The sequence below is a fragment of the Dyella nitratireducens genome (assembly GCF_014642835.1).
Classification (GTDB): Bacteria; Pseudomonadota; Gammaproteobacteria; order Xanthomonadales; family Rhodanobacteraceae; genus Dyella_B; species Dyella_B nitratireducens.
Genome location: NZ_BMJA01000003.1, coordinates 557,389 through 574,380, shown reverse-complemented (window position 1 = coordinate 574,380; position 16,992 = coordinate 557,389). Strand labels below are relative to the sequence as shown.

General features: G+C 61.7%; 15 protein-coding genes. 13 read left to right on the top strand and 2 right to left on the bottom strand.

The genetic code is table 11. The annotated features are described in order from the left end of the window. Positions 1-201 precede the first annotated feature (201 nt). Positions 202-2,589 (top strand): winged helix-turn-helix domain-containing protein, encoded by a 2,388-nt coding sequence (locus IEX75_RS18395; protein ID WP_188796412.1) that lies wholly within the window; start codon positions 202-204, stop codon positions 2,587-2,589. 199 nt (positions 2,590-2,788) lie between these two features. Here IEX75_RS18395 and IEX75_RS18390 read toward each other — a convergent pair whose 3' ends face one another. Beyond that, on the bottom strand, positions 2,789-2,974 hold the full coding sequence (locus tag IEX75_RS18390) for a hypothetical protein (protein WP_188796410.1): 186 nt from the start codon (positions 2,972-2,974) through the stop codon (positions 2,789-2,791). A gap of 179 nt (positions 2,975-3,153) precedes the next feature. Between IEX75_RS18390 and IEX75_RS18385 the strand changes: the two genes are divergently transcribed. From IEX75_RS18385 to IEX75_RS18335, 11 genes are all read left to right on the top strand, one after another. Next, on the top strand, positions 3,154-3,528 hold the full coding sequence (locus tag IEX75_RS18385) for a hypothetical protein (RefSeq protein ID WP_188796408.1): 375 nt from the start codon (positions 3,154-3,156) through the stop codon (positions 3,526-3,528). Positions 3,529-3,604: 76 nt separating this feature from the next. After that, a complete protein-coding gene (locus IEX75_RS18380; RefSeq protein WP_188796405.1) occupies positions 3,605-3,829 on the top strand; it encodes a hypothetical protein in 225 nt (74 codons plus the stop codon). Between the two features lie 170 nt (positions 3,830-3,999). Further along, positions 4,000-5,658: a PQQ-dependent sugar dehydrogenase gene (locus IEX75_RS18375; protein ID WP_229720946.1), complete on the top strand. Its 1,659-nt coding sequence runs from the start codon at positions 4,000-4,002 to the stop codon at positions 5,656-5,658. A 308-nt stretch (positions 5,659-5,966) separates the two neighbouring features. Then, positions 5,967-7,373 carry an NfeD family protein gene (locus IEX75_RS18370; protein ID WP_188796403.1) on the top strand — a complete coding sequence of 469 codons (1,407 nt, stop codon included), beginning with the start codon at positions 5,967-5,969 and terminating at the stop codon, positions 7,371-7,373. Next, positions 7,370-8,119, top strand: coding sequence for a slipin family protein (locus IEX75_RS18365; protein ID WP_188796401.1), 750 nt, complete (start codon positions 7,370-7,372; stop codon positions 8,117-8,119). Before IEX75_RS18370 ends, IEX75_RS18365 begins: the two co-directional genes overlap by 4 nt. A 98-nt stretch (positions 8,120-8,217) precedes the next feature. Next, a complete protein-coding gene (locus tag IEX75_RS18360; RefSeq protein WP_188796399.1) occupies positions 8,218-8,379 on the top strand; it encodes a hypothetical protein in 162 nt (53 codons plus the stop codon). 366 nt (positions 8,380-8,745) lie between these two features. Beyond that, positions 8,746-10,023, top strand: coding sequence for a bifunctional tetrahydrofolate synthase/dihydrofolate synthase (folC, locus tag IEX75_RS18355; RefSeq protein WP_188796397.1), 1,278 nt, complete (start codon positions 8,746-8,748; stop codon positions 10,021-10,023). 135 nt (positions 10,024-10,158) lie between these two features. Further along, on the top strand, positions 10,159-11,118 hold the full coding sequence (locus tag IEX75_RS18350; RefSeq protein WP_188796395.1) for an SPOR domain-containing protein: 960 nt from the start codon (positions 10,159-10,161) through the stop codon (positions 11,116-11,118). Between the two features lie 32 nt (positions 11,119-11,150). Then, complete coding sequence (locus tag IEX75_RS18345) at positions 11,151-11,753, top strand: CvpA family protein (RefSeq protein WP_188796393.1); 603 nt, start codon at positions 11,151-11,153, stop codon at positions 11,751-11,753. Positions 11,754-11,760: 7 nt separating this feature from the next. Beyond that, entirely contained in the window at positions 11,761-13,236 is a 1,476-nt protein-coding gene (gene purF / locus IEX75_RS18340; RefSeq protein ID WP_188796391.1) for an amidophosphoribosyltransferase, read from the top strand. A 75-nt stretch (positions 13,237-13,311) separates the two neighbouring features. Then, positions 13,312-14,121 (top strand): ferritin-like domain-containing protein, encoded by an 810-nt coding sequence (locus tag IEX75_RS18335; protein ID WP_188796389.1) that lies wholly within the window; start codon positions 13,312-13,314, stop codon positions 14,119-14,121. Positions 14,122-14,191: 70 nt separating this feature from the next. Here IEX75_RS18335 and IEX75_RS18330 read toward each other — a convergent pair whose 3' ends face one another. Next, complete coding sequence (locus IEX75_RS18330; protein WP_229720945.1) at positions 14,192-15,058, bottom strand: transporter family protein; 867 nt, start codon at positions 15,056-15,058, stop codon at positions 14,192-14,194. Positions 15,059-15,333: 275 nt separating this feature from the next. On the opposite strand from IEX75_RS18330, the gene pdxR reads away from it, so the two are divergent. Then, complete coding sequence (gene pdxR / locus IEX75_RS18325) at positions 15,334-16,806, top strand: MocR-like pyridoxine biosynthesis transcription factor PdxR (protein ID WP_188796386.1); 1,473 nt, start codon at positions 15,334-15,336, stop codon at positions 16,804-16,806. The last annotated feature ends 186 nt before the right edge of the window (positions 16,807-16,992 follow it).

Genomic DNA, 16,992 nt, shown 5'->3' with positions numbered 1-16,992 from the left:
TTGGGGTGAAAACCCCAACATCGCTATATCCGCATACATGACAACGTTGGGGTTTGCACCCCAACCTACGCAACCATCGCGGCGTAGCAAGGCACCCATGCCAACGTCATATCAATAGCCACGGCAGCATGCACACCGTCATCACCGGCTTGTCATGAGGCATGTATCATCCCCAAAAATGGGTCGATGCAGACAAGGACAATGACGGACAAGGGGGCGGCTACCGTTGTTTTTTGCTTCGAAGAGTTCCAGCTCAATCCGCTGGCGCGCGAGCTGAGCCGTAACGGTGAGCCGGTCGAACTGGCGGCGAGCGCGTTCGACTGCCTGGTCTATCTGATCGAGCACCGCGAGCGTCCCGTGGGAAGGGACGAGCTGATCTCCGCCGTCTGGGGGCGTGCAGATGTCAGCGACAACCTGCTTGCACAAACCATCGTGCGCTTGCGCCGCGCGCTCGGTGATGCGGGCACCGAACAGCACTGCATCAAGACGGTGCCACGCGTGGGTTATCGGTGGATGCTGGAGACGCAAGTGGTGCGGCTGGAGGCTGTGTCCACGGAGGGCGCAGTACCCGACCAGGCATCGCATGACGGCACGTTCGATGCCACCCAGCCGACGCCAGCACCGGCGCTGCGCCGTTCCATGCTGGCAGCGCTGCTCTTCACGTTTTTGTTTGCCTTGCTCTACGCCAGTTGGCAACTGCTCAGCAGCCGGGCGGCCAAGGCCAGCTTTCAATTCAATCGCAGCGCGGCGATCGTATTGCCGGTCGACGTGCAGGCGCCGGACGATTGGAAATGGCTGCACCTGGGCATGATGGACATGATCGCGAATCGCCTGCGCGATGCGAAGGTACCGACCGAAAGTAGCCAGGAGGTGCTGGAGTTGCTCAAGGAGAACGGTGACGAGTCGGACACCAGGCTTTCTTCCTTCGCTTTGGTGATCCGTCCGCGCGCGGAGTTGTCGGGCGATGGTTGGCACATTCACCTGGATGCGAAAAGCAAGGACGGCCGCAGTTGGACATCCGAATCCACGGCCGGCGACGTGCTGGCGGCAACCCGTGCGGCCAGCGACTTGCTATTGGCGCAGCTTGGTTATGGCGCTGGCGAGCCGTCGTCCACGCGTGGCGACGCGCTGGAGGAATTCATGCAGCGCGTCGACGCCACGCGGTTGGCCGGCCAGCCGCAGTTGGCAAAAGAGCTGCTTGAGAAAGCGCCGCCGGCGTTGCGCGAGCAGCCCGAACTGGCCTATGCCTTGGCGTCGATTGATTGCGATGAAGCGCGTAACGATTCGTGCGAACAACGGCTCGAGGCATTGCTGAAGCGCTTGCCCGAAGACCAGCATCCCATCCTGCGCGGCCAGATTCTTACAGTGCTTGGTCAAATCTATCTCGACCAGCGTCGCAACGCGGACAGTGAAGCGGCGCTCGAACAGGCGGTGCGGATACTGGAAGCGGCCCGCGCTGCGCACGGGCCAAGAGATATGGAGGCGCTCGCGACGGCCTATCTGGTTCGCTCCTACATCCATACCGACTTGTGGCGGCTGGAAGAAGCAACGGCGGATATCGGTCGCGCACGAGTGAACTACACCCTGGCGGGCGACCTCGTCGGCGTTGCCAAGGCAGACCAGGCCATGGGCGATTTGGCCTTGCGCCGCTCACAACCCGATGCGGCCGTGACCTTGCTGCAGCATGCGTACGATCAGTTCGTAAGCATGGGCATGCGTTCGATGCTGCCGTCCACGCTGGATGGGCTGGCTTATGCGCAGCAGATGCTGCTGAAATTTCCAGATGAATTGAGCACCACGGATCACTTCTGGCCGCTGGAGGAAAAAAGCAAGGATTTCGGCTTTATCGGCGATGACATGCGCCACGAGCTGACGATGGTGCGTGGCGCTGCATTGGCCGATAACGGGCGTACCGCCGAAGCCATCGCATTGTTCCAGCAAGTGCTGGATGAAACCGATGCTGCCAAAGAGGCGGGCCTGCGTGGCGAAGTCAACAAATGCCTGGCGCGTTTGGCCCTGGATCGTGGCGACAATGAGCACGCCGCCGCGTACGCGACCGACGCACTTACTCCTGCCTTGCAGGACGACGACCAGCGCGATTACGCCGAAGCATGGCTGATCCGCATTTCAGCGCTGCAGCGTGCCGGCAAGAGCGACCAGGCCAAGCACGAGATTGCCGCGATGCTGGATTGGGACGCGCACTTGCCGGTCAAAAACGACTGGACCCATATCTATGTGCTGCGCGCGCAAGCTGCGCAAGCCTGGATCGATGGCGAACACGACAAGGCGCTCGACCAACTCAAGCAGGCGATGGCGCTGGCGGATCGGCTGGGTGTGCCGGAAGCGATCGTGAGCGTCGGCAAATCCTATGCGCTGGCGTTATTGGCGGCAGGGCACGTGGATCAGGCCGTCGCGATCAGCGGCCAGCTTTCCTCGTGGCGCCAGGCCGATTGGCGCGCAGCGTGGGTGGAAGCGCGCGTGTACCAGGCGCTGGGGCAAAACGATTCCTGGGAGAAGTCGCACGATATGGCACGGCAGCTGGCCGGTGATCGGCCCGTGCCGGCGGCTTCCACGGCATTTGAATTCTGAGCTGCGCGGACTGGGCGTCTGGCAAAAAAAGAGGCGCGGCAGCGAGAAGCGGAGAATCGCTGCCAACGCCATCAGTCTGGAAGACTGTTAAGGGTGGATGTCCGTTGACTATAGAGCCGGGGGTCATCCATATGGCATTCCGGAGGGTGCCACCTGGCTGTCAAATTGGGCCGATATTTTGTTCGCTAGGGTTTGTTCGCTAGGGCAGGACGGCGTGCTGCTCTTCCAGCGTGCTGATCTTGCGCAGACTTGAGGCGGCTTCCAGCGCTACGCGGCGCGGCCAACTGTCCTCGATGTGTTCGGCAACCAGACATGGCTCGGCCGCCCGGCATTGGGGGCAGGAGAGGTTGTGCAGCATCAGATCTTCGACTACCGATAGGGTCATGGCGGATTCCCCTTGGTGTGGTGTGCGAAGCCTCGCCGAAGGGCGAGGGCTGTGAGTGCTATCGGCTGATGTGATGAGCAACTTGAGCAGTCGTTTCCCGTTGCCCTGGCGAACCCCGAACAGGCACGACCTATGCATGAATCCTTGCATTCATGACGTCGATTCGCCGGGGCATGCCCATGACAACCAAGCGCTTGGAAGAACTGGCTCGCGAAGGCTTTTCCTTTGCGCTATGGCTGGCCGCGGTGATGCTGAACATGGCATCGGTGTTGTGGTTGGGTTTTCAGGGTTTGCAGTGGCTGCATGACGGGCATTGGACCAAGCAGCCGCCGGTGATGGCATGGGTTCATGGGGTTTGCCCGGGGGCCTGCGATTTCGTGACCAATCCCCATTCCTGGTACGGCGTCGCCAAGCTGGTCCGGTTCCTGTACGACGTGCCGTCCGGTCTTGCGCTGGCGCTGATCGGGATCGCCCTCGGTGTACTCAGCGTGTCAGTTTCTGACCGCCGGCCCCTGGCGCCCAGCGTCACGAAGGTACGCATCGGGGCGTTTTGATCGTCGACTTGTTCTGCCAGGAAGCCTGCTTCACTTACACTTGCGGCCTCACGAACCACCGGCAGGCACGCAACGCATGAGTTCCGATCAGCAGTCCGGCGAGTACCGCGGTATCAAGTTCACGCACGAAGACGATGGCGGCGCCGGTTCGCGCAGCGGCGTCATCTATTTTCCGGAAGAGCCCCAGCACCACGGCGTGGCGAGTGGCGGCGGCGCGCAATGGGAAGCGGAAGCGCGCAGCCTGATCGATCACTACTTCCGTGAAATTGACGTGGAGCCCGATGACGATTCAGAAGCCTGACGCGCCGCGCATCAGGCATGACTCATGGCAGGGGTCACTGGAATCGGCAATTTTCACGTAGCATCGTGCACCCACCTGCAACGGTAATGGTCTGACAATTCCCATGGCTTGCGCCAGTTCGCGACACGCATGGCGCAGCTCCTTCCGTTTACCGCGATCCGAGGCAGCTCATGACGAAGCATTCTTTCGTGTGGTCGGCAGCATCTCGCGCAGTACCCCTGGTTCTCGCAAGTGGCCTTGCTTTCGCGGCCATGGCGTATGCCGCCGACAGTTTCCATGATGCACCGGCTGCTGCGTCATCCGTACGCAATCCCTATCACGGTCAGGCGGATGCCGCGCGTGCAGGTGGCCAGGCTTATGGCATGTATTGCGCCAGCTGCCACGGCGCCACGGGGCAGGGCAGCGGCAATATTCCCGCGTTGCGCCAAGGGGCTACGCAGCAGGCAACGGAGGGCGCGTTGTTCTGGTTCATCACCCAGGGCTCGGTGGCCAACGGCATGCCTTCCTGGGCCAGCTTGCCGGAGCAGCAGCGCTGGCAGATCGTGACGTATCTGAAAACGCTGCCGACGGTGAAGGCTGCGGCAGCGGAAACAGCTGCCGTCAACTCACCCATCAACACGCCGCCGCCGACACCGCCGTTCACGGATTTTCGCTACGAAGAACCCGGCCGGTCGCGCAAGATCACGCTGAATGATCTGCCGCCGCCTTACGCCACCCGCTCCGCCGGCAACGCGCCGCAAATGGCACCGCGTCCCGACGGTGCTTTGCCCAAGGCGCCGGCGGGCTTCAAGGTCAATCTGTTTGCCGAGGGCCTGCATACGCCGCGCGTTATTCGCACGGCGCCCAATGGCGACATCTTCGTCGCCGAAAGCGGCAGCGGCCAGGTCCGCATCTATCGCGGCATGACGGCGGATGGCAAGCCTGCGCAAACGGCCGTGTTCGCAACGGGTCTCAATCGTCCGTACGGCATCGCGTTCTATCCGGTGGGACCGAATCCGCAGTGGGTATACGTGGGTGACACGGATGCCGTAGTGCGCTTCCCCTATCGCAACGGTGACCTCAAGGCGCGCGGTGCATCGGAACACATCGCCGACCTGCCGGCCGGCGAAGGACATTGGACGCGCGACGTCGCTTTTTCGCTCGACAACAAGACGATGTTCGTCGCGGTTGGCTCGGCCTCCAACGTCAATGATCCGGACACGTCGCCCGCAGAGAAAAACCGCGCGGATATTCTTGCGTTCAATCCTGATGGCTCCAATCAGCGCGTGTATGCCTGGGGCATCCGCAATCCTTCCGGCATCGCGATCGATCCGAACAACGGGCAACTTTGGACCACCGTCAACGAGCGTGATGGCCTGGGCGACAATCTTGTGCCGGACTACATCACGTCCGTGCGCGAAGGCGGCTTCTATGGATGGCCGTGGTGGTACATGGGCGGCCATCAGGATCCGCGCCACGAAGGCAAGCATCCTGAGTTGAAAGACAAAGTGATCACGCCGGATGTGATCCTGCAGCCGCATAACGCATCGCTGCAAATTACCTTCTATGAGGCCAATCATTTCCCTGCCGAGTACCATGGCGATGTGTTCGCTGCCGAACACGGTTCCTGGAACAAGGCGACGCGCGTGGGTTATGAGGTGATCCGCATTCCGCGTCATCACACTGGCAAGGCGAGTGGCGAGTATGAGGATTTCCTCACCGGTTTCGTGTTGCCGGATGGACGCGTATGGGGGCGGCCGGTGAGTCTGACTACCGCACCGGATGGTTCGTTGCTGGTGACGGATGATGGGTCGGATTCGATCTGGCGGGTGGATTGCGTCGGGAAGTAAAGCTTTTACTCCTCCCTTATCAGGGCGAGCATCTGCATAACTTTCGACACGCTTCCCACGTGCCTCACCGTCATTCCGGCGAAAGCCGGAATCCAGTTCAATACGTCGTGCGCAGCACTCAGCATAAAAGGTGTTGTGTCCTTCGGACGCGTATTTACACTGGATTCCGGCTTTCGCCGGAATGACAACCCGCAAGCGCATGGCTTGAGACGCTAACCTACGCGCTTGCATCGATCGGCGTAATATCCCACCCACAGCCGCCACGCACGACGGCTGCGCGTTGAACATGCCGGCCGAGGGCCAAAGCCATGTCACGGAAAGGCTGGATCGTGTGGGGAGCCATTCTCGGCGCTGCATTGGCGCTGGCATGGACGCGCCCGGCCACAGAAGCGCCGGCTGATGAAAGCTTCGTTGCACGCATCGAATTGAACGGCCCGATCGGCCCGGCTGCTGCCGAATACGTCGACAACGCCATCCAGCGCGCCACGAACGACGGCGCGAAAGCCATCGTGCTGCAAATGGATACGCCGGGTGGTTTGCTGGAATCCATGCGCGGCATCATCGCGGACATTCTTGCGGCAAAGATTCCCGTGCTTGGCTATGTGGCGCCAAGCGGTGCGCGTGCTGCGTCAGCCGGCACATACATTCTTTATGCGTGCCCGATCGCAGCCATGGCGCCTGCGACACATTTGGGCGCGGCCACACCGGTGGAATTGGGCGGTCGCTCGCCGATGCCGTCGCCGTTGAACGACAGTGCACCGTCATCGGGCAAATCGAGCGATAAGGCCGGCAGCAACAGTGAGGACGACGCCGAAAGCCACAAGATTCTCAATGACGCGATCGCCACTATCCGTTCGCTGGCGCAAATGCACGGACGCAACGCCGCATGGGCGGAACAGGCCGTGCGCGGCGCGGCTACGCTCACCGCAACCGAAGCGGTGTCGCAGCACGTGGTCGATTTCATCGCATTGGATAGCGAGGCGTTGCTCGCACAGGCGGATGGCCGCACGGTGCATGTGAATGGCGGCGCGATGACGCTCAGCCTGCGCGGCTTGCCGGTCCGCGATTATCCGCCGGATTGGCGCGCGCACTTCCTAGGCATCATCACCAATCCCACGATTGCGTACATTTTGCTGCTGGCCGGCATTTATGGCTTGATTCTGGAAGCCTTTCACCCGGGTTCGTTCTACCCGGGCGTTACCGGCGGTATCTGTCTGCTGATCGGCCTGTATGCCTTGCAGCTGTTGCCGGTGAACTATGCGGGACTCGCGTTGATGGCGCTGGGCGTTGCGCTGTTGCTGGCGGAAGTATTCATACCTACCGCAGGCGTGTTGGGCGTAGGTGGCGTGATCGCCTTCGTGCTCGGTTCGATCATGTTGTTTCATGCCGGTGTGCCGGGTTACGCGGTGAACCTGGGCGTGATCGCCGGCATTGCGTTCTGCGCCATGGCGATACTTGCGATGTTGTTGCGCCTGGTCATGCGCGCACGCCGCGCACGCGCCTTCAACAGCGAGGAGAAGATGCTGCAGAACACGGGCGAATTGTTGCAGCCCGTTGCGGCTGACGGTGAAGGCTGGGCGCGCATCGACGGTGAACGCTGGCGTGTGCATAGCGATGTGCCGCTTCCAGCCGGCGCACGAGTGCGGGTGATCGGCCGCCAAGGCTTGCTATTGCAGGTGGCGGCATTGGGTACGGGCAAAGGAGAATCTTCATGATCGGTTTTGTTGGCGTCATCGTGATTTTCGTGATTGCGCTGCTGTCGTCGTCGATCAAGGTATTGCCGGAATACCAGCGTGGCGTGGTGCTGACGCTGGGCCGTTATACCGGTACCAAGGGGCCGGGCCTGGTGATCCTGGTGCCGCTTGTGCAGCGGATGATCCGCGTGGACTTGCGCGTGACGGTGATGGACGTGCCGCCGCAGGATGTGATTTCCCGCGACAACGTTTCCGTACGCGTGAACGCGGTGGTGTACTTCCGCGTGGTGGAGCCGGACAAGTCGGTGCTGAAAGTGGAGAGCTTCTACCAGGCCACCAGCCAGCTGTCGCAAACGCGTCTGCGCTCGGTGCTGGGCCAGCACGATCTGGATGACATCCTTTCGCAGCGCGATTCGATCAACCACAGCTTGCAGCAGATACTCGACGAGGCGACCGATCCGTGGGGCATCAAGATCACCAACGTCGAGATCAAGGACGTGGACATCAACGACACCATGGTGCGCGCGATCGCCCGCCAGGCCGAGGCCGAGCGCGAACGCCGTGCCAAAGTGATTCATGCCGATGGCGAACTGCAGGCCGCCGAAAAACTGCGCGATGCGGCAACCATGCTGGCGCAGCAGCCGCAGGCCTTGCAGCTGCGCTATTTGCAGACTCTGGCGAGTATGTCGAGCAGCGGGCAGTCCAGCACCATCGTGTTTCCGTTGCCGCTGGATTTGTTGAAGCCGTTGCTGGATAAGGGAACATGACGTCTGTCAGATTCGACTGATGACTCGCGCACCTGCCACCGTTCGGCCTCGAAGCAGATGATTCCTCACGCACCAACGGGGTGCGGGGAGGACAAGCCATGAACACCATCAACGACACGCGCAGCACGCTCGACAAATACATGCCCTGGCTGCTCGCCCTGCTGGCGGCATTCCTGGCCGGCAAGGCGCTCAAGCGCATGTTCTGGACGGTGTTCGGCATGTATTGGATGCTGCATGCAAGCGGTATACGTATTTTCTGACGAAGGTTTTACTAGGGATGCTCTGATCTATTCCACGCACCCGGCATGACGTCCAGAAGGCCTGCAGGGTGTGCCGCGTGGCGCAGGGCAGACTGGCCGTCTGTTCAAGCCGCGCGGTGCAGCCTGCAGGCCTTCTGGACGTCACCCCGTCATTTAAATTCAAAATATTGGGGCCGCACGGTATGCGCCTCTCACGGCGTTCCGGCGTCTCGACAGACAGCCAGTCTGCCTTCACCGCCGGAACGCCGTGAGAAGCGCATACCGTGCGGTGACGGGTGCGTGGAATAGATCAGAGCATCCCTAGGGGAGGATTGTGCAACCACGCCACTCCCTTTATGTTGCGCGAGCTTGAAACCGGAGCCGCGCGTGAAACCCACCACGAAACCTTCCACGCTTGCCGAATGGCTGGATTACCAACAACACGTCCATGCATTGGGTGTGGATATGGGTTTGGATCGGGTGCGCGCCGTGTGGCAACGCATGGGCGCACCGGCGATCGCGCGGCAGGTGATCACGGTCGGCGGTACCAACGGCAAGGGTTCCACCGTGGCGTTTCTGGAAGCCATGTTGGCGGCGGCGGGACAGCGCGTGGGCTGCTATACCTCGCCGCATCTCATTCATTACAACGAGCGCATTCGGGTGGCCGGCGTGGATGCCGACGATGCGATGCTGATCGAGAGTTTCGAGCGCATCGATCTGGCGCGTGGCGACATCACCTTGACCTATTTCGAATTCGGCACGCTGGCCGCGCTCGATCTGTTCGCGCGGGCAGATCTGGATGTGGCCGTGCTGGAAGTAGGTCTTGGCGGGCGTCTCGATGCGGTCAACATCATCGACGCCAATGCGGTCATCGTCACCACGGTGGACCTGGATCACGTGGAATGGCTGGGGCCAGACCGCGACAGCATAGGACGTGAGAAAGCCGGCATCGCGCGCCGCGACCGGCCGGCCATCGTGGGTGAAACCGAGCCGCCGCAAGGCTTGCTGGAAGCATTGGCTAAACAAGGTGCCCACATCGAGCGGGCGGGGCACGATTTCTATGTGGAGCGCGAGGTGCATCGCTGGCGCTGGCATCATCGCGACGGCACCGTGCTGGATTTGCCCGCACCCGAACTCGCCGCGCCGGTGCAATACGCGAACGCATCCGCCGCCATCGCCGCGTTGCACGCTCTGCAGGCGGTCAGCGAGGTGGAACTGGAGCGGATCGCCGCGCTGGGCATGCACTTTCCGCATGCGCCGGCGCGCTTGCAGTCGTTGGGTGGTGATCCTGCGTTGATCGTCGACGTTGGCCACAACCCCCAAGCGGCGCGGGCATTGGCGGCGTGGCTGGATGCGCAGCCGGGCGGCCGTGTGCATGCCGTGTACGGTGCGCTGGCCGACAAAGACGTGGGCGGCGTGATGACAGCGCTGGGATCGCGCATTGCGCACTGGCACTTGGCGAACTTGGATCAGGACACCCCGCGCGGACTTACCGCTGACGTGCTGGCAGGTGTCCTGCGCCAGGTGTTGCCGCGCGCGAATTTCGATACGCACGACAACGTGCATCAGGCGCTCACCGCCGCGCGTGCCTCGGCACGGCGCGGGGAGCGCATTCTTGCGTTCGGTTCGTTTTTCGTGGCGTCGGCAGTGCTGACTGAATCGTAGGTTGGGGTGCAAACCCCAACATCGCGATGCTATGAGATTGGCCTGCACGCCGGATCGTCGTCCATTTGTCATGTAACCCAGCATGGGCAGGTATAATCCGCCGCGTCACGCACAAGTGGTTGTCTGGAGTCCGTCTTGAACACACGCCTGTTGGGAGCTGCCGTACTCGTTGCGTTGGCCATCCTGTTCGTGCCGATGATGTTTTCGAGCAAGCCGCCCTCGACCAGCAGCACCGACCAATCGGTCAGCCTGGCAATTCCCCCGGCACCCGATCGCGACCTGCAAACCAAGACGATGAGCTTGTCTGGCCCGGCTGCCGCGAGCAGTGCCATGCCGGCACCGGCCAGCACGGCGGCCAACGTGGAAGGCATGACGCCGGTGAACACGGCTGCCGCCAACCCAGCCCAACCGGCCCCGGCCCCGCAACAACAAGCTGCGGCACCCCAGCCGTGGCAGCCGGTCATTCCCGCCCTCCCGCCGAAGACGGCTGCTGCGCCAAGTCGCCCGGTCACGCCGCCTCCCGCGCCTGCGACGCCGGTCATCCCGGACACCCCGCCGGCCACCGCGGCGCGCGGCATTTATGCCGTCAACCTGAGTGCTTACGGCACCGCCGATGGCGCCAATCGCCTGATGCAAAAGGTGCGCGCCATGGGCTATCCGGTGCGCAGCCAACCCATCCAGCGAGCCGGCAAGACGCTGACCCTGGTCAGCGCTGGCCCGTTCGAGACCCGCGCCCAGGCCGAAGCCGCGCGGCTGAAGATCGCCCAGACCATTCCCAGCGTGCCGGCTCGCCTGGAAAGTGGCGCCACCACACCACAAGGCGACGCGCCGGCACCGGCCGCGGGCGCGCCGGTCAGGGCAGGCGCCTGGGCTGTGCAGGTGGCGGCCATGGGCAGCCAGTCCGATGCGCTGGCGCTGCGCGACAAGCTGCGCGCCAATGGCTTCGATGGTTTTGTGGATTCGGTGAACGCCGGTGGCCGCCAGCTGTGGCGCGTGCGCGCCGGTCCGCAGACCCAGCGCAGCGATGCCGTCTCGCTGCGCGACCAGATCAAGGCCAAGCTGGGTCTTGACGGCAATATCGTCAGCGCCAACTAACATCCATTAACAAGCCGGAAACGACTTCATACATGAACGCGGTTGACCTGATCATCATCGCGGTGCTGGCGCTTTCGGTCCTTGTAGGTCTGTGGCGCGGCCTCATATCCGAGGTATTGGCGCTGGCGACGTGGGTCGCGGCGTTCTGGGTGGCATGGACGTACGGCCCGTCGGTATCGATGCATTTCGAGCACTCGATCCAGACCCCGTTGCTGCGCCTGCTGATTGGCTACGGTTTGTGTTTCATCGCCGTACTGATCCTTGGTGCCCTGGTACGGTTCGCCATCCGGACACTGGTGGACAGCACGGGCTTGGGCGGCACGGATCGCTTGCTCGGCATGATTTTCGGTTTTGCGCGTGGCCTGTTGCTGGTGACGCTGATCGTGTTCCTGGTCAACCAGACGGGTTTTGCGCGCGAACCGATGTGGCAGCAATCGACCCTGTTGCCGCAGTTCAACAGCTTGGCGACGTGGCTGGAAAGCGAAATGCCGCCTGACGTACGTCAGCACCTGCGCCCGGAAAATTTCCCGGTGCATCTGCCCAACGTGTTGCCGAAGGGAATGCCGGCGCACCTTTCCACTTCACCGGCTGCAGCTTCGAGCGCGACCGGTACAACGCATCACACTAACGGGTAGCAACACCATGTGCGGAATCATCGGCATAGTCGGTACCACCGAGGTGGCATCGGCGCTTTATGACGGCCTCACCGTCCTGCAACATCGCGGGCAGGATGCGGCTGGTATCGCCACCGTGGACGGTGCGCGGCTGCGGCTGCACAAGGACAACGGCTTGGTGCGCGACGTCTTCAACCAGTCCGCCATGAACCGTCTGCGCGGTCGCGTGGGCATCGGGCATTGCCGCTATCCCACGGCGGGCTCCGAGGGCGCCACCGAGGCGCAGCCGCTCTACGTGAACTCGCCCTACGGCATCGCCATTGTGCACAACGGCAACCTGGTGAACACCGAAACGCTGCGGCGCGAAATGTTCGAAGACGACCGCCGCCACATCAACACCGATTCCGATTCGGAAGTGCTGCTCAACGTGCTGGCGCATGAGCTGCAGATCCAGGATCGCATGGCGTTGACGCCGGACCATATCTTCAAGGCCGTGGCGGGCGTACACGCACGTGCGCGCGGCGGTTATGCCTGTCTTGCTCTGCTGTTGGGCTACGGCCTGCTGGCGTTCCGTGATCCGAATGGCATTCGTCCGCTGGTGCTGGGTGAGCGCATCAGCTCGGAAGGCCGTGAATATGCGCTGGCTTCCGAATCGGTAGCGCTGGACATTCTCGGCTTCAAGCGCTTGCGCGACGTGGCGCCGGGCGAAGCGGTATTCATCACCAACGATGGCCAGCTTCACACCCGCCTGTGCGCGGAAGGCGCGGTGCATGCACCGTGCATCTTCGAATACGTCTACCTGGCGCGTCCCGATTCGATGATCGAGAACGTGTCGGTGTACAAAGCACGTCTGCGCATGGGTCAGAAGCTGGCGGAAAAAATCCTGCGCGAGCGGCCCGATCACGGCATCGACGCGGTGATTCCGATTCCCGACACCGCGCGCACGGCAGCCAGTGCACTGGCCGAAATGCTCGGCGTGCCGTTCCGCGAAGGCTTCGTCAAAAACCGTTACATCGGCCGCACCTTCATCATGCCGGGGCAGGGCGAACGCGTAAAATCCGTGCGCCGCAAGCTCAATCCGGTGGAACTGGAATTCCGCAAAAAGAACGTGCTGCTGGTGGACGACTCCATCGTGCGCGGCACCACCTCGCGCCAGATCATCCAGATGGCGCGCGACGCCGGCGCCAAGAACGTGTATTTCGCCTCTGCCGCGCCGCCGGTGCGCTATCCCAATGTGTACGGCATCGACATGCCCGCCGCTTCGGAATTGGTCGCTGCTGGCCATAGCGAAAAAGAAGTGGAGAAAATGCTTGGTGCCGATTGGCTGATCTACCAGGACTTGAAGGATTTGATCTGGGCAGTGCAGGACGGCAACGAAAGCATCAAGCATTTCGATACGTCATGCTTCTCGGGCGAATACATCACTGGCCTGGACCAGCATTACTTGGAGCAGATCGAAATGCTGCGTTCGGATGATGCGAAGGCAGCGCGGCGCAGCGCGTAGTTTTTAGTTTTCCTTCTACCGGCATCTGTTCGGCTCCCTCCCCTACAAGCCGGGGAGGGAGCGATACTTCGCGCCATGACTGATCTCCACACCGCCGCCAAGCGCTGCCTCGACGCCACGGATCCCGCCGAGAAACTTCGCCTCACGCACGCGACATGGGATGCCTTGCAATCAGGCCTGTTGCGCGCGGATTCAACATCACCCGCACCTGATCCCATCGGCGCACCCGGCCGCCCGGCACTCCCGCGACTCGTCCCGCAACGCCAAGTGCCTCACCGCGGCCTAGGCACTCCCGAAGGCCGCGCGGCACTCGTGCATGCCGTCGCGCATATCGAATTCAACGCCATCAACCTCGCCTGGGACGCGGTCTACCGCTTCCGCGGCATGCCACCGGACTACTACCGCGATTGGGCCAGCTGCGCCAACGACGAAGCTCGCCATTTCGCCATGCTGTCCCAGCGCCTGGCCGAACTCGATCACGCATATGGCGATTTCGACGCACACAACGGCTTATGGGAAATGGCCGAGAAAACCGCTCATCACGACACCGCGCGCATGGCTTTAGTACCGCGCGTGCTGGAGGCGCGTGGCCTCGATGTCACGCCCGGCATGATCGAACGCCTGCGCGGCGTCGGCGATGAAAACACCATTGCGATATTGGAAGTGATTTTGCGCGAAGAAGTCGCGCACGTAGCCGCCGGCACACGCTGGTTCAAATGGTGCTGCGAGCGTGATGGTGTTGATCCGCGTGAAACGTTTCTCGATTTCGTGCGCGATTACATGGGGCGTAACTTGCGCGGTCCGTTCAATCGGCCGGCACGTTTGCAGGCGGGTTTTGATGAGGCGGAGCTGGATCAACTCACCCAACTGGCACTCGCTTCGTAGCGTCGTAGGCTGGGATGAAATCCCGGCATTACCATGCATGGCGATGCCGGGATTTCATCCCAGCCTACGGTCAATACACATAATTGACTGCCACCGCCGGCGTCACACTCCCCGTACTGTTGTGCCCCCCAAAAATCACCCGCGTCCCCAACAACACGCCAATCCTCGGCGACCAGTTGTACTCAATCGCCGGCGCCACTCCAAACGACGTGCTGGGGCCTGAATTCAAGCGCACATCCTGCGGATAAGGCACGCCATTCGGATCCACCATGTCCACCCCCGCCAGACGCGTGTTGTCGCTGTGGCTATAAGTGAAATCCATCGCCAGCACCCATCGCTGCGTCAGGCTATATTCGAACGCCAGATCGGCAAAGAAACCATTCCCGGGTTTTACTCTTCCGTTAAATCCCTCATCCGTGTCGTATACGCTCACGCCTTTCACCGATGCACTTCGCGAAAACGACCGCGATACATTGAAACGCGTACGCAGGATGCGCCCATTCGGCAGCCAGAAATACATCTGCGAATTGAGCCATATCGTGGTGGTATAGATACCGCTGCCAAGCCCATTGCCGGGCCGGCTGCCAAGCTGATCGTATCTGCCGGTGGGCAAGGTTTCCTGCAGCAAGATGGCCGTGGTTGGCATCCAGCTGCCTTGCTGGAATTCAGTCAACCGGTACTGTGCCTGCAAGGTCCAATCGCCGATGCCAACGCTTGAACTGTTCGGGCCATGGCTGACCTTGTTGTAGCCGATCACGGGAATCATCCCGATCGAAAGCCGGTCGACCAAACCGTAAAGAATGTATGAGTTCGAGCCGAACGTATCGGTATGCGAGCGCCGGACGTCATAAACATAGGGCTCGAACAAAAAGTGCCCCGGCGGCAGCGTTTCGGCCGAGTTCGCCAGCATGGGGCCCGTCCACCAGGCATCGCTCATCGCCTCCTGTCCGGATGGCGTGGCCATTGTTTGCGCGAAGGCACGAAGCGGAGCGATACAGCCAAGCATGCAGAGCAAAAGTGCGGTGCGTTGCCTTGTTCTCATGATGGGCCTTGTGTCGGATGACCGACAAGCTTCGGGTGGCGGCTCTACGTTCGCCATCCGGAACATGCGCGTTGCTATGGGCGGGGATAGGGGCAAAAAGTAAGCCCGCCAGTGGTTCGCGAAAATAGCCACTTCGGTATGATTTGGGGCGACCACTTCAGGCCACTGGTATGAAACGACTCTCCAAGGGTTTCCTGCCCCCGGTCGCGCTCGATGCCGCCAGCGCCGTACCGATGTATGACCAACTCTCCGAGTGGTTTCGCCGCGCCATTCTCGAGGGGCAATTGCGACCCGGACAGCGCGTTCCCTCCACCCGCAGCCTGGCGAAGGAACTGAACATTTCCCGCGTGCCGGTGCTGAGCGCTTACGAGCAATTGTTCGCGGAGGGCTATCTGGAAACCTTCGTCGGCGCCGGCACCTGCGTGGCGCGTGCAATACCTACGGACACTAAGCCGGTGAATCCCGCGCAGCGCGCATCGCAGCGGCTTTCACAAAGCGCCCCACGTAACATTGCCCGGCGCGTGGAGAGCTTGCGCACGCCACCGCAAACCTGGGCCAACAATCAAGGCGCGTTTCGCATCGGCTTGCCTGCGATCGATCACTTCCCAAACACCGCCTGGGCCAAGCTCGTCAATCGCTATGCTCGCCAAGCACCCATCGACCACATGGTCTACGCAGGTCCGATGGGCTACCGGCCATTGCGCGAAGCCATCGCCGAATACCTGGGCACCGTGCGCGCCGTGCGCTGCGACGCGTCGCAAATCATCATCACCACCGGATCACAACACGGCTTGCAGCTGTGCGCTCATGCGTTGCTGGAAGCGAAAGACCATGTGTGGATGGAAGACCCCGGTTACCCCGGCGCACGCCAGGCATTGCGCACCGTAGGCGCGCATATCGTTCCGGTTCCTGTCGATGACGAAGGCTTGAACGTCGACCAAGCCATCAAGCTAAGCCGCCATGCACGCGCCGCCTACATCTCCCCATCGCACCAGTTCCCACTCGGCGTCACCATGAGTGCCGCACGACGCATGCAACTGCTGAACTGGGCCGCACGCACTGGTGCATGGATCATCGAAGACGACTACGACAGCGAATACCGCTTCGGCGGCCGACCACTTGCCTCGCTGCAAGGCATGGACACCGACGACCGCGTCATCTACGTCGGCACCTTCAGCAAAGTGATGTTCCCTGCGCTGCGTGTCGGCTACATCGTAGTCCCCCAAGACCTCGTCGATGCCTTTGCGGTCGTTCGCGACGCTTTCGATACATTCTCGTCCACGCTCTATCAAGCCGCACTGACCGATTTCATCCGCGACGGCCAATTCGCACGACACATCCGCCGCATGCGCACGCTCTATCTGGAACGTCGCATGGCTTTGCTCGAAGCCATTGATCAATACATGGACGACAAACTCGAAGTCATCGGCACTCACGCCGGCATGCAACTGGCGGCACTGTTACCGCGCGGCGTCGATGATGTCGCGCTTTCCATCAAGACCGCCAAGCTGAGTGTCTCCACGCGGCCGCTGTCCCTTTGCTATGCCAAGCCGCCGAAGCGGGGCGGGATGATTCTTGGTTATTCGGGGGCGAATGTGCAGGAGATTCGGGAGGGGGTGCGCAAGCTCAAATCTTGTTTATAAGGAGCCGTTTACTCCCGTACAAAATCAATGGCGCGCGAACGGTAGCTGACTGCTGGACAATGCATTCCCTCAACACATGACCGCGTCAGTAGGAAACGCAGGGGTATCTCAGGTTTTACTTTTTCCCTTGGCAATTTCCCAGCGGTTGCGTAAAACTCTGCTTGTACAGGGGAAATTCGTTGCACG